Origin of the sequence: Segetibacter sp. 3557_3 (assembly GCF_004354985.1) — a bacterium.
Classification (GTDB): domain Bacteria; phylum Bacteroidota; class Bacteroidia; order Chitinophagales; family Chitinophagaceae; genus Segetibacter.
Map to the genome: position 1 here is coordinate 84,718 of NZ_SMSK01000006.1, position 21,800 is coordinate 106,517.

Annotated in this window: 15 protein-coding genes; 3 read left to right on the forward strand and 12 right to left on the reverse strand. The window is 45.6% G+C overall.

The window, feature by feature from the left end:
* Positions 1–237 precede the first annotated feature (237 nt).
* Positions 238–969: a PPK2 family polyphosphate kinase gene (locus tag EXU57_RS11430; protein WP_243745573.1), complete on the reverse strand. Its 732-nt coding sequence runs from the start codon at positions 967–969 to the stop codon at positions 238–240.
* A gap of 66 nt (positions 970–1,035) precedes the next feature.
* Between EXU57_RS11430 and EXU57_RS11435 the strand changes: the two genes are divergently transcribed.
* The gene (locus tag EXU57_RS11435) at positions 1,036–1,935 is read left to right on the forward strand and encodes a DMT family transporter (protein WP_165958112.1); all 900 of its coding nucleotides are present in this window, start codon (positions 1,036–1,038) and stop codon (positions 1,933–1,935) included.
* Positions 1,936–2,064: 129 nt separating this feature from the next.
* On the opposite strand, the gene frr is transcribed toward EXU57_RS11435, so the two are convergent.
* From frr to EXU57_RS11455, 4 genes are all read right to left on the reverse strand, one after another.
* On the reverse strand, positions 2,065–2,628 hold the full coding sequence (gene frr / locus EXU57_RS11440) for a ribosome recycling factor (RefSeq protein WP_133268347.1): 564 nt from the start codon (positions 2,626–2,628) through the stop codon (positions 2,065–2,067).
* Between the two features lie 113 nt (positions 2,629–2,741).
* Positions 2,742–3,899, reverse strand: coding sequence for an MraY family glycosyltransferase (locus EXU57_RS11445; RefSeq protein ID WP_133268348.1), 1,158 nt, complete (start codon positions 3,897–3,899; stop codon positions 2,742–2,744).
* 453 nt (positions 3,900–4,352) lie between these two features.
* On the reverse strand, positions 4,353–5,570 hold the full coding sequence (locus EXU57_RS11450) for an FtsX-like permease family protein (protein ID WP_133268349.1): 1,218 nt from the start codon (positions 5,568–5,570) through the stop codon (positions 4,353–4,355).
* A gap of 31 nt (positions 5,571–5,601) precedes the next feature.
* Positions 5,602–5,976: a ribosome-binding factor A gene (locus EXU57_RS11455; RefSeq protein ID WP_133268350.1), complete on the reverse strand. Its 375-nt coding sequence runs from the start codon at positions 5,974–5,976 to the stop codon at positions 5,602–5,604.
* A gap of 62 nt (positions 5,977–6,038) precedes the next feature.
* Between EXU57_RS11455 and EXU57_RS11460 the strand changes: the two genes are divergently transcribed.
* On the forward strand, positions 6,039–7,880 hold the full coding sequence (locus tag EXU57_RS11460; RefSeq protein ID WP_133268351.1) for an ABC transporter ATP-binding protein: 1,842 nt from the start codon (positions 6,039–6,041) through the stop codon (positions 7,878–7,880).
* A gap of 82 nt (positions 7,881–7,962) precedes the next feature.
* Here EXU57_RS11460 and EXU57_RS25615 read toward each other — a convergent pair whose 3' ends face one another.
* The 6 genes from EXU57_RS25615 to hemH form a co-directional block, all read right to left on the reverse strand.
* The gene (locus tag EXU57_RS25615) at positions 7,963–8,931 is read right to left on the reverse strand and encodes a TraR/DksA family transcriptional regulator (protein WP_243745574.1); all 969 of its coding nucleotides are present in this window, start codon (positions 8,929–8,931) and stop codon (positions 7,963–7,965) included.
* Between the two features lie 4 nt (positions 8,932–8,935).
* The gene (ileS, locus tag EXU57_RS11470) at positions 8,936–12,319 is read right to left on the reverse strand and encodes an isoleucine--tRNA ligase (RefSeq protein ID WP_133268352.1); all 3,384 of its coding nucleotides are present in this window, start codon (positions 12,317–12,319) and stop codon (positions 8,936–8,938) included.
* 339 nt (positions 12,320–12,658) lie between these two features.
* On the reverse strand, positions 12,659–14,935 hold the full coding sequence (locus EXU57_RS11475) for a TonB-dependent receptor domain-containing protein (protein ID WP_133268353.1): 2,277 nt from the start codon (positions 14,933–14,935) through the stop codon (positions 12,659–12,661).
* Positions 14,936–15,215: 280 nt separating this feature from the next.
* Entirely contained in the window at positions 15,216–16,850 is a 1,635-nt protein-coding gene (locus EXU57_RS11480; RefSeq protein ID WP_133268354.1) for an amidohydrolase, read from the reverse strand.
* 124 nt (positions 16,851–16,974) lie between these two features.
* Positions 16,975–17,511, reverse strand: coding sequence for a CopD family protein (locus tag EXU57_RS11485; RefSeq protein ID WP_133268355.1), 537 nt, complete (start codon positions 17,509–17,511; stop codon positions 16,975–16,977).
* A gap of 51 nt (positions 17,512–17,562) precedes the next feature.
* Positions 17,563–18,627 (reverse strand): ferrochelatase, encoded by a 1,065-nt coding sequence (gene hemH, locus EXU57_RS11490; protein ID WP_133268356.1) that lies wholly within the window; start codon positions 18,625–18,627, stop codon positions 17,563–17,565.
* A 513-nt stretch (positions 18,628–19,140) separates the two neighbouring features.
* On the opposite strand from hemH, the gene EXU57_RS11495 reads away from it, so the two are divergent.
* The gene (locus tag EXU57_RS11495) at positions 19,141–20,184 is read left to right on the forward strand and encodes a linear amide C-N hydrolase (RefSeq protein ID WP_133268357.1); all 1,044 of its coding nucleotides are present in this window, start codon (positions 19,141–19,143) and stop codon (positions 20,182–20,184) included.
* Positions 20,185–20,193: 9 nt separating this feature from the next.
* Here EXU57_RS11495 and EXU57_RS11500 read toward each other — a convergent pair whose 3' ends face one another.
* A complete protein-coding gene (locus EXU57_RS11500) occupies positions 20,194–21,735 on the reverse strand; it encodes a YifB family Mg chelatase-like AAA ATPase (protein WP_133268358.1) in 1,542 nt (513 codons plus the stop codon).
* Positions 21,736–21,800: the final 65 nt, after the last annotated feature.

Below are 21,800 nucleotides of genomic sequence, written 5' to 3' on the forward strand. Positions count from 1 at the left end.
AAACTGCTCTACCCGGATTGTACACCTATCGGTTCTGGTGATCTAGCTACTGAAGGGTTGATTTAATCCGGGTTGATAATTACAAGCAGGATGGTGTCTTCCTCGATAGCAATGACCTGTGTACATTAGCGTCAATCAACGGCGCTCTTGAAGTACGACGCCATGCCAGGCTACTTCCGGGTTAACGGTTGACCAGCGTATATTTTTTCTTTACTGATGTGTGCCTCTAGAAATTGGCTATTCCGGGTATTTTAGTTTCATACCTTTCAGTGTTTCAATAACCCGGGTAGCAATAAGGTGTTCCTTGTACCAGTTTTGATCAGCAGGCACAATTTCCCAGGGTACTTTATTGCATCTTTCGAAACAGTCTTCATAGGCTTTCTGATAATCATCCCACAACTTTGCCTCTTCATGGTCTTTTGGGTTGTGTTTCCATCGTTTCATCGGGTTTTTCAACCGCTCGTCGAAACGTTGCTGCTGTTCTTCCCGCGATATATGCAGGTAGAATTTAAGTATCGTAGTATCATTATGCTCCTGCAATAGCTCTTCAAAGTGGTTGATAGCCTCCATCCTTTTATAAGCGGTCTCATCATCGCACCATTTATGAACCCTCGTGATCAATACATCCTCGTAATGCGACCTGTTGAAAAGTTGAATCATTCCCTTCGAAGGAGCGTGCTGGTGTATACGCCACAGGAAATCGTGTGATAATTCGTCGGTAGAGGGTGCTTTGAACGACTTAACAGATATGCCCTGCGGGTTGATGTAACTAAATACATTTTTAATAACACCGTCTTTACCACTGGCATCCATTCCTTGCAGTATTATCAGCATTGACTCTTTGCCACCGGCATACAACAGGTTTTGATAGTCGTCCAGCTCTTCGAGTACTTCTGCTGTTTTAGCCTTGGTTGTTTCCTTGTCCCAGCCTTTTGGAGCCCTTGTCGAAATCTCGTTGAGTTTAATCACATTAAACGTTTTTATTTTTTACGACTGTACTACCGAATGTATGACCTTTACCGCAAACCAAAAGGTTTGAAGGATAAATTTGTAAACATCGGGATTTTCGTTGTGCTGTGCCTCATTTGGGGCAGCTCCTTCAAGCTTATGAAAACCGGGATGGAAGCCTTGTCGCCGTATGATGTAGCTGGTTTGCGAATGATCAGTGCAGGGCTGGTTCTCCTGCCCTTTACAATCAGGGCGTATAAGGCAATTCCAAATGAAAAGCTCAAGTTGGTTATGCTTTCCGGTTTACTGGGAAGCTTTTTTCCGGCATTTCTGTTTTGCATTGCCGAAACGAGGATCGACAGTTCACTTGCCGGGATACTGAATGCCTTAACACCGCTGTTTACCATCGTAGTTGGCATAAGCTTCTTCGACCTTAAGATTAACCGGCAGAAGCAAATAGGAGTATTGATTGGTTTCACCGGACTATGCCTGCTGTTTCTTGCAAAAGGCAACATCAGCTTTAGCTATATCGGCTATTCCTTGCTGGTATTGTTGGCTACAATTCTCTATGGTATCAATGTAAATATTGTTGCCCGGCACTTAAACACTGTTGGATCCCTAAACATTGCTGCCGTTGCTTTTACTTTCCTTGTTATCCCTTCAGGCCTCGCCTTATTGTTGAGCGGCTACCAACAACATGAATTCTCCAATTACGCTGTCCTGAAATCTACTGCTGCAGGCATTGTACTGGGCGTTTTCGGTACTGCAGTAGCTTCTATTCTTTTTTATATGCTTGTAAAACGGGCAGGGGGACTATTTGCTTCGATGGTAACTTACGGGATACCCTTTGTCGCTGTGTTTTGGGGGCTACTTGATGGTGAACATATTTCAGCACTCCAGGTATTATGCCTTGGGATCATCCTTGTTGGAGTTTACCTTGCAAATAAGCCGGCTAAGCCCGTAAAAGCCGTTGTAATTAAGTTGTAGTAACGAGCGGCAAGCACTGCCTACAAAATCTTAGTCTTCCTAACAACCTTCGGTTTTGAAGGCACAACAACAAAAAAGGTCCACAACATACATTGCAGACCTTCCGGAACTTAATCTAGTCTCTGATATTTAAACCGACATTATCTCTTTCTCCTTTGCATCCAGGTGCTTATCTACCAACAAGATAAACCTGTCGGTTACACTCTGTATCGATTGTTCAGCATCCTTGGCAACATCTTCACTCAAACCTTCTTTCTGCAACTTTTTAACTTGCTCAATCCCGTCGCGGCGAATGTTCCGGATAGCAACTTTCGAATGCTCACCCTCGGCTGCTGCCCTTTTCACCATTTCACGGCGACGCTCCTCCGTCAGGGGCGGCAGGAATAACCGAATCAGCACCCCATCATTCTGCGGGTTGATCCCAATGTTTGCAGCGATAATAGCGCGTTCAATCTGGTGCAACATGTTCTTCTCCCAGGGTTGAATACTGATGGTTCGGGCATCCATGATATTGATATTCGCGACCTGGTTGATTGGGGTAGGGCTACCGTAATAATCCACATTGATTCCGTCGAGCATGTTTGGATTGGCTTTTCCCGCGCGGATCTTTACAAGTTCAACCTCCAGAAAACCGATAGCTTTCTTCATGGAGTCCTCCACATCATCTATAATTAATTCCAGCTCTTCCGTCATAGTAAACAAAAATTTGTGGGCAAATCTATGAAATAGGGTTTAACTGCGCTTATTAGACCCAGCATAAAAAAAGCAACCAACAGGGTTGCTTTTTTAAAACGATAACTTATGAATTAATCCTCGTCAACAGCAACTGCACGGTTGAATAAGGAAACAAGGCGAATTCTTTTACCAGCCGGCTCAGCCATTTCACTCTCTTCAACTTCTGCCTTCTTGATTACCCGTAGTGCCGCGGTAGCCCTTGGCTTGGTGAGGTAAAGGAAGTATATACCGGCAAAGAAAAACATTGCTAGGCCAAGGATTAGGAAGGTTGTGCCGATGGGTTGCAGCAGAAAACCAGCCGCGATAAACACACCATTAACCGCAACACAGGTAAGCGCCACACTCTTATGGTTTAATCCCCTGTCCAGCAACAAATGATGAATATGATTTCGGTCAGGGCTAAAGGGCGACCTGCGGTTCAGTATTCTGATGGCAAATACGCGTAACGTATCCATGAGTGGAAGCAATACAATGGCGAAACCAACAGCAGGGGAAGCCGATAAAGGATAGTACTTCACCGCCGTTCCGCTTTCAATGAACTTGATAACCAATATACTGTTTACAAGTCCCATTAGCAATGAACCCGTATCTCCCATGAATATCTTGGCAGGGTGAAAGTTGTAATACAAAAATGCCAGTACACTTGCAGCAAAACCAATTCCCAGCAAGGCATAGGGAAGGTTGTCGTTAACGTAGAAGAATATGCCAAAGATTAGCGAGGTAACCAGGCCAATACCACCGGCTAATCCGTCAACACCATCGATAAGGTTGAAGGCATTCACGGTAACAACGATGGTAAATAAAGTGAGTATATAACTGAAAACGGGACTTATTGTTTCAAGCCCAAGGAAACCATGCATATTCGTAATCAGCAATCCTCCTTTTACCATTAGTATGGTAGCGACGACGAGCTGGCAGATAAACTTCTTCATTGGAGAAAGTCCCAGGATATCATCCTTGATCCCAACGAAAAACATGATCATGAAGCTGGCGATATAGTACTGAAACTCAGGTACTGTGGCCGTAAACGGAAGGGTAAGAAGCAAACAAAGGGCAAAACCTACAAATATGCCCAGGCCCCCTAAAGATGGAATTGGTTTGGTGTGAATTTTCCGTGCATCATCTGGTTCGTCGTAAAGTTTCTTCGCATTGGCTACTTTAATAATTACCGGTATTGAAAAAAAGGTAACCGCAAAAGCTAAGATCCCGCCAATCATAATTTGTTGCATGCACTAAGCATTTAATTTTGTTGATAATCATTGGGGGCAACCGGATAGCAAATTAAATGTATTTACAGCGCATTTAGAAATATCTACTGATAAATAATGCAATGTTCACTTTGGCTACATTATGCTTTTCCGCCCATACCCCAACATCACTTAGATGAATTATTCCTTGTGATGGATGCCTCCCGATTCAAAAAAAAGACCTGTTAAAAGTTGTCAAATACTTTATAATAACCATGCCGAAAATAGAAAAAAACCCGAGATCTGATAAAAAAGAATGATGTATAAGGAAATGAATAGTTTTCAGAACGTTCACCTTTTAGCGGTTTGCTTCACATCGATCTTACCGGGATCTCCGGCGTTATAACATTGAAATTTGCTGGTGGAAAGCCACAACAAGGTAGCAGCTGCATAAACGCAGCCCGTCCCAAAGAGATTGCCCAAGCGCCAAAGTTGTTAGCTTTTAAGTGAAAATGTCTGTTTGCTGGCTTTTCGGGCAGGGAGCCACGCCGCCAACAAGGCGATAACCAGAACGGTAGTGATAACGAGTAGAAAATCCTGTGCAACCATCTTAACAGGGTAATAGTCGATAATAAAACTGCCCCCTTCTAACTTAATCAAGTGGTATTTAATCTGGAGGAAGCAAACCAATACCGCCAGCAGTATGCCTGATCCTCCACCGATTATGGCGATCACGAAACCTTCACTCAGAAAAATCTTTTGTATATACCCACGGCTTGCACCCATTGCCTGGAGAACCGAAATGTCTTTTTGCTTTTCAAGAACCAACATGGTAAGTGCTCCGATCATATTAAATGCAGCTACCATCAGGATAAGTGAAAGAATACAATAGATCACCCATTTTTCAACCTGCATTACCGAATACAAACTCTGGTTTTGCTGGTACCGGGTTTCAACCATGAAGTTTGGACCCAAACGTTTTTGAATCCTGTTTTTGACAAGGTCCATCTGCGATGGATCCCTCAACTTTACCTCGGCCGATGTAAACTCATTGGGCTGCAGGTCAAGCATATACTTCAGGAAACCAATGTTGGTGAGCGCATACTTATTATCAAAGTCCTGCTGTATAGCAAAACTTCCGCTTACCATAACATTAAAGGAATTCAATGCCTCGGAAATTGAGGTGGATGTAGATTGACGATTGGGTAAATAAACAGTTAAGGGACGGATGTTTTTACCGGGGTCGGCTCCGATTGCGTTTTCAATCCCGGTACCAATCACCAATGCCGGCTTTTTCACCGTTCCACGGTCGAAGGTTCCTTTTATAATATGCGACGGCAAACCGCTTACATTAGGATAGGCATCGTCTACTCCCTTCAGGTACACGATGCTTTGGTATTCGTTGTTAACCAACACTGCCTTCTCTTCTACTGTTAAGGTTAAACCTTTAACCCCAGGTGTTGTGCTAATCGTATTAAGTTGAGCGGGAGTAAGTGTAATGAACTTGCCGGATTTGGCCGACACTCTTACATCGGCATAAAAATCCGCGTATAAGCCTTTCACCAGTCCTTCAAAACCATTGAAAACACTTAACACTACAATAAGTGCTGCTGCGCCAACGGCAATTGCCAATACGCTGATCCAGGAGATTATATTTATAGCGTTGGTGCTTTTCTTTGCCTTGAAGTATCGCCACGCAAAAAGAAGGGTCATGAAGTAAGGTTAGTCATAAAGGAGCGCGCACTCAGGCCTTTGGTTCAGTATTGTCGGTAGGATTAATTTGTCTGAAAATCTCTTCCATCTTGAAAACATAATCAAGCGTATCATCCAGGTAAAAGGTCAATACCGGTATGCGACGAAGCTGGTGCTTGATTTGTGCACTCAATTCGCGCTTGATCTCCCATGCCCTATCTTCTATCCGTTTGATTGCACCGCTGGTATCCGCTACTTTAAATAAACTCAAATAGATCCTTGCCTCCAGTAAGTCAGGCGTTACCTGTACTTTAACGATTGAAACCATTCCTCCGTCAATCATGTTCAGGCCGAGCTTCATAAAAATATTATTCAATTCCTGTTGCAGAACCGCTGCCACTTGCTTCTGCCGTTTTCCTTCTTCCATAGATCGTGTTTATCAGGGTAAAATTAGTTACTTTGTGGGGATTCGATTGATTTAAAACACTGATGAAAAAATATTCGAGACTATTCAAATACTTGCGGTTTTATAAAAAGAACATCTTTCTCTATTTCCTGTTTACGGTGCTCTCAATCGTTTTCTCACTTGTTTCTCTTGGCACCCTTCCTTTTTTTCTTGATTTGATCTTTGTGGACCCCTCAAGTGGCCCACCAACCCGGAAAGGAACAGAATCGGTAAAAGGCGCAGCAAACCTGATCAAATATTTCGATGACAAAATTCTCGACATCATCAAATCAAACGGAGCCGAGGGTCCATTAATAGCGCTTGCAATTATCTGTGTTGTCATAATAGTGATGGTTTTGCTGAAAAACGTGTTCTTATACCTGTCTTACTACGTGCTTGCACCAATGAAGAATTCGGTCATGACAAGGTTAAGGGGCGACCTGTACAACAAACTGCTTGATCTGCCTATCGGCTATTTTACTGATCAGCGAAAAGGCGACGTAATGAGCAGGATGACAAATGACATTGGTGAACTGGAGAACTCTGTGGTCGGAACAATGGAGGGGTTCATCAAAGATCCGCTAAACATCATTATAATCCTGGCTACCCTCATCTTTCTCAGTCCGCAACTTTCTTTTTTCCTTTTTATATTTCTCCCGCTAACCGGCTTAATCATCGGCCGCATTAGCAGGTCGCTAAAAAAACAGTCCAATGTTGCAGCTGTTAAACTTGGTGAGGCATTATCGGTTTTGGATGAAACCCTCGGTGGTCTCCGGGTAATTAAAGCTTTTAATGCCGAGAGCCTCTTGCGAAACCGTTTTTTTACCACCAATGAAGAACTGCTGCATGTTCGTAACAAAATGCAATACCGGCGGGACCTTGCTTCTCCCCTAAGCGAGTTCCTTGGAGTGCTCGTATTATGCGGGATACTATGGTTCGGCGGAAGACTCGTACTCGGCGGAACCTCAGCCGGGCTGGATGCAAAAGGCTTTATCATGTACATTGGTGTTTTCACGCAAATCATCAGCCCGGCCAAGGCACTTTCAACTTCTTTTTACAATATTCAACGTGGAAGTGCTGCCATAGCCCGGATAGAGGAGATCTTACAAGCCCCGGTAAAGGTGGATGCAAATGAAAATGGTCTTCAACTTCCTGAATTTACCGACTGTATCGAGTTCAGGAATGTCAGCTTTCACTATGAAGAAAAGGTGATACTAAAAAATATCAACCTGAAAATTTATAAAGGCAAAACCGTCGCCCTGGTGGGCTCATCGGGTGCGGGTAAAAGTACCCTTGCAGACCTGATTCCCCGTTTTCACGACGTTACCGAAGGAGAGCTCCTGATAGATGGAAAAAACATCAAAGAATATTCACTACACGCTGTACGTACTCAAATGGGTATCGTTACCCAGGAGCCCATACTGTTCAACGACACTATTGCAAATAACATTGCACTTGGCATGGAAAAGGCAACTACCGAACAGGTAAAAAACGCTGCTGTTATCGCTAATGCACATAATTATATCACAACAAAGGAAGAAGGATACCAGACAAACATCGGCGACAGGGGTAGTAAGCTCAGTGGAGGGGAACGTCAGCGGCTTACAATTGCCAGGGCTGTTCTAAAGAACCCGCCAATCCTTATCCTCGACGAAGCAACATCATCGCTTGATACGGAAAGTGAACGCCTTGTGCAGGACGCAATCAATAAGATGATGCAAAATCGAACGTCTGTTGTAATTGCGCATCGCCTCAGTACCATTCGCCACGCCGACCAGATCGTCGTATTAGACAAAGGTAGCGTTGCGGAAAGCGGCACGCACGACGAACTCCTGATGAGAGGTGGCATTTACGAGAAACTCGTAAATATGCAGGAGGTCAGGTAAGCAACTATCCACATAACCGGCATCAAGTAAATAAAAACGGGAGGCGCGAACACCTCCCGTTTAACATTAATATATTCTGCGATTACTTTACGATACCCAACTTGGCTTCCATGCTTAGCGTAGCATGAGGTACCGCCCGCAAACGAGCTTTATCGATTAACTTACCAGTTACCCGGCAAATACCATATGTTTTATTTTCGATCCGCATGATTGCTTTTTCAAGGTGATCGATAAACGTGATCTGGCGGCTGGCCATTTGACTGAGCTGCTCTCTTTCCATGCTCATGCTACCATCTTCCATGGTCATGTAACGGTTATCACTTTCATCTCCACCCATTTCGTCCTTTCTTGTAATCAGGCCCTGCAAGTAGGCAAGTTCTTTTTTCGCAGCCTCAAGCTTTTTGTTGATCAGTTCGCGAAATTCATTTAGTTCAACATCACTATATCTCATAGTCGGTTTTAATGGTGCTTGTGCCGGGCTATCCAGAACACTCTTGGTAAACTCCGGAGCATAATCAACCATCTTTGTCGTAGAGGTTTTTGGTACAACTACCGGCCCGCTAGCTGAAGATTCTTCCTTCTTGTCAGAAACAGGCTTTGGGTTGATTGCTGGTTTGTTTGGAACGATCACCTGCTTTCCAGCGGCTTTAACAGCGGCAGCTTTAGACTCAGTCTTCGACTCCTCCGGCTTAGCTACACCATTGCCGGAACCAGATTTTAGCACAGCTTTGCCGGCACTTTCTGTATTATCCTGGCTATTGGCCTGGTCTTCTGAAGGCACAACAGGTTTAGCGTCAGCTTTCTTATTCGGTTTCGCGGTGTTTTTTGTTTCTATTGGTGCTTTTTTCACTGATTTTGTCTTTAAGGTCTGTGCGGAGGAAGTGGACTCGGTTGTTGATACTTCCGGATCTCCCGCTTTTATATTATGATTAGAACTGTTTGATTTCCCGGACTGAACTTCATGATCCTTCTCGCGCGACAATCGCCGGGAGGCAGTGGAATCTTTCTCTGATTTAAGCGGCTCTACAGCTTTTAAGGGTTTAGTGGGCATGGCATTAATCGTTTTTTAAGATTCTGACCTTTAGAGCAATGTCGTTTACCTCAATTTCGGTGGCACCAGATAGTTCACGAACAAAATCGATACTATCAGCCAAAATTTCGGCGCAAATATAGTTTTTATATTTATGAATAGATTGACCCAGTGAAGCATTTTCAAGTACTTTAACCTTTATCCTGTCAGTAAGTTCAAAGCCGCTGTCTTTACGCATATTTTGAACCCGGTTTACAAACTCCCGTGCTTCACCTTCGCGAAGTAATTCGTCGGTTAACGTAATGTCAAGCGCAACGGTAAGGCTACCCTTACTTGCCACACTCCATCCCGGTATGTCTTCTGCCAGTATTTCCACCTCGTTTAAAGAAATAACCAATGGCTCCCCAATGTCAAGCGTGTACTGACCCTCTTTTTCCAACAGGGAGATTTCGTGCTGTGAAAAAGCAGCCAGTGCAGCAGACACAGCTTTCATCCTGGAACCAAGCTTCTTACCAAGGGCAATGAAGTTCGGCTTTATTTTCTTACTAATGAAGCCCTCAGTGTCGGTCAGGTACTCAACCCCCTTTACATTTACTTCACTTGCAATCAGGCTCTCCACCTTTTGCAATTGCTTTTTCATTTCGGGGTTTAACACCGGTATTAACACCTTTTCCAAAGGCTGACGCACTTTGATATTCACCTTTTTCCGGATCGAGAGTACAAGCGAACAGACATCCTGCGCCAGCTGCATTCTTTCTTCAAGCGATGTATCTATAACGCTCTCATTTGCAACCGGAAAATCAACATGGTGAATGCTTTCGGCATTGAATCGCAAAGTGATCCTGTTCAAATTCAAGAAAAGTGCATCGCTAAAGAACGGCGATATCGGTGCCATTAACCGCAACACTGTTTCAAGGCACTCATATAATGTCTGGTAAGCACTGATCTTATCCAACTCGTATTCGCCTTTCCAAAAACGCCGGCGGCTTAACCGCACGTACCAGTTGCTCAGGTGTTCATCAACAAAATCCTCTATCGCACGCCCTGCCTGTGTGGGCTCATAATCATCCATCTCCTCGTTCACCCGCTTAACCAACGAATTCAGCGACGATAAAATCCACTTATCGATCTCTGGCCGCTCTTCTAACGGTATGTAAGCCTCGCGGAACGAAAAACCGTCCACATTAGCATAGAGGGAAAAAAACTGGTAGGTGTTGTAAAGGGTACCAAAAAATTTTCGCTGTATCTCCTGGATCCCGCTGATGTCGAATTTAAGGCTGTCCCATGGTGATGCATTGGTGATCAGGTACCATCGGGTAGCATCAGCGCCAAACTTTTCAATCGTCTGAAAAGGATCAACCACATTTCCAAGTCGCTTGCTCATTTTGTTCCCGCTTTTATCCAGCACAAGCCCATTTGAAACCACGGTTTTGTAGGCAAGACCAGGATATTTTTCGTCGCTTACCTGGAAACCACGCGATTTTAATTCCTCTTGCACATCTTCCTTAATTAAAGCACTGATGGCATGCAGGGTGTAAAACCATCCCCTGGTCTGATCTACGCCTTCAGCTATAAAGTCAGCGGGGTAGTTTGCGGCAAACTCCTTGTGGTTTTCAAACGGGAAATGCCATTGTGCAAGCGGCATTGCTCCGCTGTCAAACCAAACGTCAACCAGGTCAGGCACTCGCTTCATGGGTTTTCCCGACGCACTAAGTAATATAATGTCGTCAACAAAGGGTTTATGAAGGTCGAGTTCAGCAGTCTGCATACGCGCATTTACTTCGCTCCCCACGACCTCCCGGGCTTTATCTGCCTGGTCCCGGAGTTCCTCGATAGAACCGATACACACCTGCTCAGATCCATCCTCCGTTTTCCATATTGGTAGCGGGGTGCCCCAGTACCGGCTACGGCTTAGGTTCCAGTCAACCATATTTTCCAACCAGTTCCCAAATCGCCCTTCTCCGGTCGACTTTGGTTTCCAGTTGATTGTTTTGTTTAGCTCCACCATACGGTCCTTCAAGGCAGTTGTCTTAATAAACCAGGCATCCAGGGGATAGTATAGTACCGGTTTGTCAGTACGCCAGCAATGTGGATAGCTATGTTCATACTTTTCCACCTTAAACGCCCTATTTTCCCGCTTCAGCTTTACAGATATGTCAACATTCACATCTTCATACGCCTTATCGTCTTTATAGTTCTTTACAAACCGGTTACTGAATTCGCCGAGTCCGTCAACAAACTTACCCTGCCGATCCACCATGGTTAATATTCCAATTCCGTACTTCTTACCAACCTTAAAGTCGTCAGCACCAAACGCGGGGGCGGTGTGCACGATACCGGTTCCATCTTCCGTTGTCACAAAGTCGCCGAGTAGCACCCGGAAAGGATCGCCACCTGCGTTTTTAGGATCATTCGCTTCGAAGGGCAACAACTGCTCATAACGACATTCCTCTAAGTCGCGGCCTTTGAAAGTATTAAGGATCGTATAAGGAAGAACTTTGTCCCCTTCTTTATACTCGTCAAGCGATGCATTTTCGCCTTCCGCTTTAAAGTATTTCGCCAGCAACGCCTGGGCAATTACAATATTGACCGGCAGATGCGTATAGGGATTGAAGGTTTTTACCAGTACATAGTCGATATTAGGTCCAACCGTCAGGCCAAGGTTCGACGGCAGGGTCCAGGGTGTTGTGGTCCAGGCCATAAAGAAAACCTGGTCGGATTGCGCAGAGTCAAACAGGAACTGCGACCTGTCGTCCCTGATTGCCTTGAACATTGCGACTACCGAGGTGTCTTTAACGTCCTTATATGTACCAGGCTGGTTCAGCTCGTGTGAGCTCAACCCTGTACCAGCACCAGGGCTGTACGGCTGAATACTAACGCTTTCATAAAGCAGCCCCTTGTCGTACAACTTACTCAGAATCCACCAAAGCGTTTCTATGTAGTTGTTTTCGAAGGTGATATATGGATTTTCAAGGTCAACCCAATAACCCATTTTATTGGTAATGTCATCCCATTTATCCTTGTACTTCAATACTTCGCGCCTGCATGTCTCATTATACTCAGCTACAGAAATGGTTTTACCGATGTCTTCTTTTGTAATACCAAGCATTTTTTCAACACCCAGTTCAACAGGTAATCCATGGGTGTCCCAACCGCCCTTACGCTTCACCTGGAAACCTTTCATTGTTTTATACCGGCATACGAGGTCCTTTAATGTACGCGAGATCACGTGATGAATGCCCGGCATCCCATTCGCACTTGGTGGCCCTTCATAAAATACAAATGGTTGCGCTCCTTCACGAAGTGAAACGCTTTTTTCGAAGGCACCGTTTTCCCGCCATGCATCAAGCACTTCTTTTTCGATAGCAGGCAGATTTAAACCCGAAAACTCTTTATACTTTAAACTCATATGTTCTGTATGTGCTATATTCTAACCGCAAATAAAAATGTGTGCAAAGGTAAGGAAAGTGAAGGTTCACACTTCGGGTGTACGGCCGGGGATGGTGCCTGAGAATAATGCCCCCGACGTATCTGGAAGAAAATCCCGACCAGGGTTAATGCCCACACTCATAACATGTTTATTATGGAACCGGCAGAAGTTAACTATTCGGCTCCGGTTGTGTCACTCCCTTGTACCGCATAACAGCAGGCAGCGCCGTTTCCCGGTCCACAACAAGCTCCGGAATTGTAATCATCCCAATTATGGCGGGGTACATTGCCCATCACTGGTGAAAACAGCTCGAATGGTCTATTTACCTGTAACCGTCCACCTCATACCAACAAATATTCTTGCTCCCTGGATCGGCGCATAATTGTACGAGGGATCAAAAGTGTACCCGTTGGGGTTGGTTTCAGGGCGGGGAACACCATTGGCGTCGAAATACTTGCCACTGGCTTTGTTAAAAGGATCATCCGGGTGAAGCAGGGGATTGGATGGAAGAAAGTTGAGAAGGTTTTTTATTCCGCCGTACACTTCAAAGGTGCCTCCGAAATTTTTTGTTGCCTGCAGGTTCATAATGCAATATGTTGGCGACATCCCGGGGCGATAGTCGCCAGGTACAACCGGCAGGTGCATCGGCCCATTTAACCTGCCTGTCCAGTCGAACGTTAATGCATAGCGGGGAAATGAATAACTCGCTGCCCATGTTCCCGAGAACTTGGGGGCAAACAACTGTGGTATTTTCTGAAGTTTGCCGGTGGCATCGCGTTCTACCTGGAATACATCCATCACGGTTACCCCTGCATTAAGCTTTAACCGGTGTGCAATCGACAAATCTGTATTCAGGGAAACCCCCTTTGAAATTGCATGTCCGTCCAGGTTGTCGTAAATGATTTTGCGGGGATCGGTAATAAAATCACCAATGATTTTGTTGGAGAAATAAGTATAAAATACACTTGCATCATAGGAAAACAACACCGCAGCCGATTTAAAATTGCTCGTGTAGTTGAGGTTTACATTCCAGCTTTGCTCAGGCCTCAGCTTTTCAGTTATAACCACATCCCTGGCACCGGTTAGCGCAGAGTGGTCCTCCGTAAACAGGTTCACTACCCGGTAACCATTTCCACCGCTCAGTCTCAGGGTGTTATTTAAGTTTGGCGACCATTTTACGGCTACCCTTGGTGTTACAATACCACCATGTGCATTATGGTGATCAAAACGTAGACCTACCAGGGTGGTAACCTTTTCACTTGCTTTTAACTCATCCTGCACAAAGATACCAGGCAAAAACACCCTGTCGGGCCTATTTACACCATTAACGGCGGTAGCCGGGGAGTTGTCATCGTAACTGGTAAACCGTAAAGGCAAGCCTATCAACAAGTCATGTCGTCCATAGTTTGCTGCCCACCGCAGCTGCCCAAAGGCTACATGCTGTTTTGCATAATACTTTGTGTCGCCATAATAGCTATCCTGCAAATGGTAGTTGTACGAAATATCGGCGGAAAGATGGGCGTTAAGGCCGTAATTCCCAATAAATTCAACCCTGTTGGTCAGTATGCTTTCTCCATAAACCTGGTTGGATCCTCGCAATTTGTTGTTCCACTGCATTTCCCCACCCCACCGGTCTTCGTGCACATACCTGGCTGCTAAACTTGCAAGCTTTTGACCTCTGGTGCGAAACGCCCATTTGTTGAATATGGAAAATCGGTTTTGCAAGGCGACATCGGTAAAGTTGTCATTATTAATATCCCGCTTGTTCCAATAATTGAAATAGTTAATACCAAGCAATGCAGTTGCATTACCAACCTTAAACCCCGTGCTCACATCTGTATTGTATTCCCCAATGCTTGTACCTGAAAAATCAACACGGAGCCGCGCAGCTGAAGCCGGCTCTTTGGTGATGATATTTATCAGCCCTCCCACTGCTTCGCTTCCATAAAGTGTTGAAGCCGGCCCCTTAACGATTTCTATTCTTTTAACCAGGCTGTTCGGTATTCCTGATAATCCATATACCGTTGAAAGGCTGCTAACAATGGGCATTCCATCAATTAAGATCATGGTGTAAGGACCTTCCATTCCATTAATATGAATATCACCGGTATTGCAAACATTGCAGTTAAGCTGTGGTTGAACCCCGTTTACCATTGAAAGACTCTCAAAAATGTTCGGTGTCGGATTTTTGTTAAACAACACGGGGGTATAAACTTCTACTGAAATGGGGCTTTCCATTTTTGATACGGCTCTCATGGTACCACTTACCACAACATCGTCAAGTGTTCGGGAGTCGGCAATCAGGGTGATTGTGTCTTCGAAGGTCTTCGCGCTTCCCGGCATGAAGTCCTTGCTTTGGTGAATAAACCCAATAGCAGAAAAATGAAGCTTTAGCTTACCCGTCAGACCAGGCAACGCAAAACGGCCACTTTCATCGGTTATGGTGCCCCGGCGTTTTCCTTCGGGAACGACAGAAACACCTGCAAGCGGCTTACCATCGGCAATTACTACACCCCTGGTTGTATCTGTAACCGGCTGACCGCCTGTGAAAAGCGAGGTAGCGGCTAAAGTAAAAAGGAGTATTAACCTTATCATTTATTTAGGCTTGTCTAAATTATTGTTTCAGCAAACTTAAACAATCCATTCTGTTCTTACAATACTTTCTTTAGGATAGTTAAAATGTTCGTACGGCATCGGCATGCACGGCAATTCGGCTGATTGAAGTCTCAAACCGGGATGGCTACAGGCGCGGTTAAAAGAAGAGATGACCTGGCATAGGGATAGCCAAAAGAAAATGACAATACCTGACCCTTGTAGGGGCACGGTTGTACGCTACAGGTTTAATCGGTGGAGATTGATTAGGTGGCTTAGCAGCCTACTTGCCAAATACCTTTTTTCCGGCGAGATAAGTTGAAACTGCTTTGGTTTGAAGGATCCTATCCTCAGGCACCTTCATGAGGTCGTTGCTCAGGATGGTGAAGTCGGCGTTTTTTCCTTTCTCGATACTGCCACACTCTTTTTCCAAAAAACCCGCCCGTGCCGCCCATATAGTCATACCGCGGAGGGCCTGTTCTCTCGTGAGCGCATTTTCTGGTTGAAAGCCCTTTGCTGGAAAACCCTTGTCGTCTTTACGGGCTACTGCTGCAAAAAATGTTTTGAAAGTACTGATGTCCTCAACAGGAAAATCGGTGCCCAGCGGCAACCAGCCATTTTGCATAAGAAGTTGCTTGTAGGCATAAGCGCCGGTGATGCGTTCGGGGCCTACCCTTTCCTGTGCCCAATACATATCGCTGGTTGCATGGGTAGGTTGCACTGATGGAACAATGGTTGATTTACTAAAGAGGGAGAAGTCGTTCCAGTTAATTACCTGGGCATGTTCGATACGCCAGCGTTTATCATTGGCGCCATTTAAGACGCGGTTGTAAATGTTAAGGATCTCGCGATTGGCAGAGTCGCCGATCGCATGGGTACACATTTGAAAAGCCGTAGGCGCAAGAAGTTGCGCAACGGAGTCATAGTGAGCTTTTGTTCTCAGCAGGAAGCCGTAAGAGTCATGCCGGTCTGCATAAGGCTGCAATAAACAGGCGCCCCTGCTACCCAGGGCTCCGTCAGCATAAACCTTAAAACCTTTCACAAACATCCGCTCGGTTTTGTAAGGTCCCTTTGCCAGGTACTTGTCGTAATTGGCGGGATCGTCGCTGAGCATGATGTACATGCGCATATCAATCTTACCTTCTTTCTGCAGACCATCTATTGCTTCAACATCGTTATACATCAGACCGCAGTCGGTGACTGTTGTTAGTCCTACTGCAAAGCAATTGTTTTGGGCAGCAGTCAGCCACTTCACATAGTCGTTAATGGTAGCAGCAGGCTGCCTGGAGCCTACCAGTCCTTTGGCATTGTCGATCAGCAATCCCGTAAGCTTACCACCCTTTGTCTCTATCTCACCTCCGGTTAGTTTTTGCCCGGGCTTAATGCCGGCAAGATCCAATGCTTTCTGGTTGGCCATTGCCGCATGACCGTCAACCCTGGTAAGGAATACGGGCTTGTCAGGGAAGAGCTCATTCAGCCGGTCATTATTGGCAAATGCTTTTCCGGGCCACTTATTTTGGTCCCATCCCCGACCAACAATCCAGGCCTCTTCCGGGTGCTCCGATGCGAATTTTTGCACACGTTTCACTGCTTCCTCCCAACTTCTGGTTCCGAAAAGATCAACCGCAAACAGAGATTGACCGTAACCAAGAAAATGGGCATGTGCATCGATGAAGCCAGGGTAAACAGCACGTCCACCAACATCAACCTTTTCTTTACCATTGTAGTTTTCCAGAATCTCCTCGTTCGTACCGGTAGCCACAATTTTACCGTCGTCCACAGCAAATGCCTGCACAGTGCTAAAGTTTTTATCGACAGTATATACAACACCGTTGTGAACAATCGTATCTACGTCTGTCGATGAGTTACAACTGATGCAAAACAGCAATAAAACGAAGCAAACTTTCGGAATGTGCATGAATCTATTTTAAAACCAAATGTAGGAGAAAGCAGGAAGATACCATCAGGCTATAGCCGACGGTGAGTGCGTGAGCCCGGGACAACTCACTGCTGCTTGTAATAAGCCTTTCAGGGTAGCCTGATCACTTCTTATCCCGGATACTTTTGTAAATCTTAATGGCACTCATGAGCAATACGACAAAGAGCAGAAGCCCGCCAAGTCCCCAGGCCCAACTCATGTTTTGTTTTACCACTACGAGCATAACAATAGCAACCAGGAATATGGTTGCAACCTCGTTCCAAACGCGAAGCTTTTGAGAAGATATCGAGAACAAGCCCCGCATTTGTTGCCGATAGATCAGGTGCAAAGAGTAATGGTAGCAATACAGTAACAGAACAAATGCAAGTTTTATCCAGAGCCAACCCGGAACCGGGCTAAAGTATCCAAACGTATACATCACCAGCGGCCCAAATATAAGTGTGAGAACAGCAGAAGGCCAGGTAATACCAAACCAAAGGCGTTTGATCATGATTTCATACTGCTTTTGAAGGACCTCCCGTTCAACCCCGGTCTTTTGGGCTGCTTCTGCATTGTATATAAACAGACGAACGATATAAAACATCCCGCTAAACCAGGTTACGATAAAAATGATGTGGAGGGCTTTAAGGTAAAGCAGCATGTGCCTGTTGTGTTCAGTTTAAACTACGTTCATTGTCCCGCAAAGTATCAGCTATACCAGTTGCACCTCGTTTTGCGTACTTGCTTTCACCCACTCGCCGTCAATCCATTTTTTCATCGCGGTTATCCAGAGTGGGTGTATGTTTAAGCAAGGCACAAGCGTATAGGTTTCGCCGCCTGCGTGCAGGAAACTTTCGCGTCCCTCCATGGCAATTTCCTCGAGTGTTTCCAGGCAATCGCTTACAAAAGCAGGGCAGAGTATAATCAATTTCTTCACGCCTTCACCTGGCAGTTCCTCGAGCCGCTTGGCGGTGTATGGCTTTAACCATTCCTCCCGGCCCAGTCTTGACTGAAATGATATGCCTACTTTTTCAGTTGGTATTTGCAGCCGGTCGGCCACCAGCCTTGTAGTTGTGCGGCATTGGTGACGATAACAGGTTTTGTGCGCTACCGAAGCCACTTCGCAACAATCAGGCGATTGCATGCAATGCTTATGGGTAGGGTCTGCTTTAGTCATGTGGCGTTGTGGCAAGCCATGATAACTAAATAACACCTGGTCGTACGGTTGCTGAAGATATGGCCGGATACTATCGGTGAGTGCCGTTATAAAATGTTCATTATCGTAAAATGGGTCGATAAAGGAGAGCTTGAACGGGTATGCTTTTTTGCGATAAACTGTTTTTGCGTGTTCAACTGCCGTCTCGTAGCTCGACATTGCATAATGTGGGTACAACGGAATTGCGATCACTTCTTTTATACCCGGATCTTTCTGCAACAGGTTTTCATAGGCCTGCTCCATTGACGGGTTGCCATACCGCATTGCAATTTCAACAGGTTCTTCAACTTGCTGCTGAAGTGCCTGTTGTTGCTGCTTTGTGATTACAACCAACGGGGAGCCTTCTTTGGTCCAAACTTTTTTATAAGCTTCTGCCGATCGGGGTGAACGGGTGGGTACAATTATTCCGCTAATCAGGATTTTTCTAAAGATCCATGGGTAATCGATAACACGCCCATCCATCAAAAATTCAGTGAGGTATTTCTTAACATCAGGAACTTCCGTAGAGTCGGGCGATCCCAGGTTCATAAGTATAATGCCTCTTTTTACATGCTCTGCCATACAAACAATATAGTGTGCAAATGTAACTGCTGTACGGGTCGATTTGTTCGCATTTTTTATTTCAGGCAATTTCTACAACAGTAGTGGATGAAGTATCGCTGGGGTAAGCAGTCTTGCGGCAGCTGGCTGAAGGTCATCTATGAAGCCCCTGTTTCTACCCGAATGAACCCGGCTTCGACAGGTAGCACGCTCTTCCACGGCATACTTTCGGTCAGCACGGGAAAGATTAGGCTAACGACTCACGTACGTACAGGATTGGTGACCAGGCCCCTTCGGGTGGATCAATGAACGAAAAAGAAAAGGCAGAGAAGTCGGGCCCACTGGCTCGGCAAGGCGCCCACGGTGTTGAAGAAGGTTGGTTATGCTTGTCTCAGAAGAAAGTATAGAGCAGGTAAACTTATTGGAATATACAGCATCAAACCTGTGTGTACCGCGGTAAGCTGGTCGCGTAATTTCACAAAACGTTTTAGGTTTGAGCAACGTTTTGAATGGCTTATCAACTTACTTTATTGCATGAAACGTGTTTTGCTTGTTTTACTGATGATCAGTATCGCCGCTGAGGTGATGGCCTGCACTACTTTCTTGCTTGAACATAAAGGACGGCTCGTTTTCGGCCGCAACTACGATTGGGTGACCGGCACCGGTATGGTTCATTCTAACCTGCGTGGCCTGGCAAAACGTTCGCTGGTGGTTGACAACAGCAATTCATTTGAATGGACCTCGAAGTATGGCTCCATAACCTTTAACCAGTATGGCAAAGAATTTCCAAACGGGGGGATGAACGAAAAAGGCCTTGTGGTCGAAGTGATGTGGCTAAGTGAAACGAAGTACCCTGCGGCAGACAAGCGGCCGGGACTTCCGGTACTTCAGTGGGTACAATACCAACTTGACAATGCCGCAACCATCGATGAAGTCATTGCAAGTGAGAAAATCATACGCATCGCAAGTATTGGCGCACCCCTGCACTTTTTGGTTGCAGATGCAAGAGGTCAGTCTGCGACAATTGAATTTTTAGATGGCAGGATAAGTGTTCATCGTTCTGGTGAGCTTCCCTACCCCGTTTTAACCAATAGCACCTACACCGAGTCGTTAAAAGGAGTTAACAAACCTCATACAAATGGTTTTACCGACAACTCGATCGACCGGTTTGCTACCGCCTGCAAAATGGTAGATCAATTTGGCCCGTCGAAGAAGACGGATATGGTAGATTACTCGTTCGGCATACTTGACAAAGTTTCCCAGGGAAGCTTTACGAAATGGAACATTGTATATGATATCACCAACCGGAAGCTAATTTTCAAAACACAGGCCCAACAGCAATTAAAAATGATTGATATGGCGGCAATGTCGTTTGATTGTGGTTCAAAGCCTCTTTCGTTTAACATGAACGAAAAATCAAACGGAAACATCACAGCCCACTTCACCTCATTTCAACCCCCTGTAAACAGTCGTGTATTAATGCAGGCTTTTGCAGAGAGTCGCGCTTACGTAAACATTGATAGCGGGCTTCAAAATAAAATGGCTGCAATGCCAGGGACTTTTACCTGCCACAAATGATTTGCTGAATCAACCAGCCCATCCTTCGCGGTCGAGGCTCCGGTACTGAATGGCTTCAGCAAGATGCTCAACTTTGATGTCGGCACTGCCTGAAAGATCTGCTATCGTTCGTGAAACTTTTAGAATTCGGTCGTAAGCACGGGCAGATAAATTCAAACGCTCCATTGCTTTTTTGAGCAATGCGTCACCTGCCTGGTTGATCATACATATCTGCCTGAGTTGTTGGCTGCTCATTTGGGCATTAGCATATGTGCCCGGTGTGTTTTTGTAACGTTCTGTTTGTATTTCACGTGCTTTGATTACGCGGTTCCTGATGGTTTCAGAAGCTTCGCCTTTCACATGCCCCGTAAGTTCACCAAAGGCAACCGGTGTTACTTCAACATGAAGGTCAATCCTGTCGAGTAGCGGTCCGGAAATCTTATTGAGGTACTTCTGCACAGCACCGGGTGGACAGGTACAATCTTTTTCGGGGTGGTTGTAATAGCCACATGGGCAGGGGTTCATACTCGCGATCAACATAAAGTTTGCGGGAAAATCAAGTGCGACTTTTGCTCTGGAAATAGTAACCCTTCGTTCTTCCATAGGCTGGCGCATTACTTCAAGAACGGTGCGCTTAAACTCGGGCAACTCATCAAGAAACAATACCCCGTTGTGGGCAAGTGAAATTTCGCCTGGCTGCGGAACACCGCCACCGCCAACCAGGGCAACATCACTGATGGTATGATGGGGACTTCTGAATGGTCGCTTATTGATAAGTGATGCATTCTCGGGAAGCTTACCTGCAACACTATGGATCTTTGTTGTTTCAAGCGCTTCGTGCAGACTTAATGGTGGCAACACCGTAGGCAACCGCTTTGCCAGCATCGTTTTGCCGGCACCGGGGGGGCCAATCAATATAGCATTGTGACCACCTGCCGCGGCTATCTCCAGTGCGCGCTTGATGTTCTGTTGACCTTTAACATCGCTAAAGTCGAGATCAAATTGATATTGCGAATTGAAGAACTCTTCGCGGGTATCTACATCCACCGGCTTTAGTGATGTTTCATCAGCGAAAAAGCCGAGAAGGTCGTTGAGATGCGTGACGCCGTACACCGCAAGGTTGTTAACCATTCCCGCTTCACGGGCATTTTGCTTTGGAACAATCAGGCCCCGGAATCCTTCCTTGCGGGCCTGTATGGCAATAGGCAGTGCACCTTTTATGGGTTGAATTGCCCCATCAAGACTGAGTTCGCCCATGATCACATAGTCTTTCAAACGATCCGCATTTTCCAACTGTTCACTGGCACCAAGGATACCCATGGCGATGGGAAGATCGAAGGCCGAGCCACTTTTCTTGATGTCGGCAGGAGCCATGTTGACCACGATCTTAGTTCGGGGCATCCGGAGCTCATTGGACTTTATCGCGCTGTCTATCCGTTGCTGACTTTCCTTTACAGCGCCATCAGGAAGGCCTACAAGAAAGTAGCCCTGTCCTTCACCTACGCTTACTTCTATTGTAATGTTGATGGCTTCAACGCCGTATACCGCGCTTCCGAATGTTTTTACAAGCATAAAGTTGAGGTGATGTAAAACGCTAATGAATAATCGAAATATAATCAAAAGGAGGTAAACGGTTT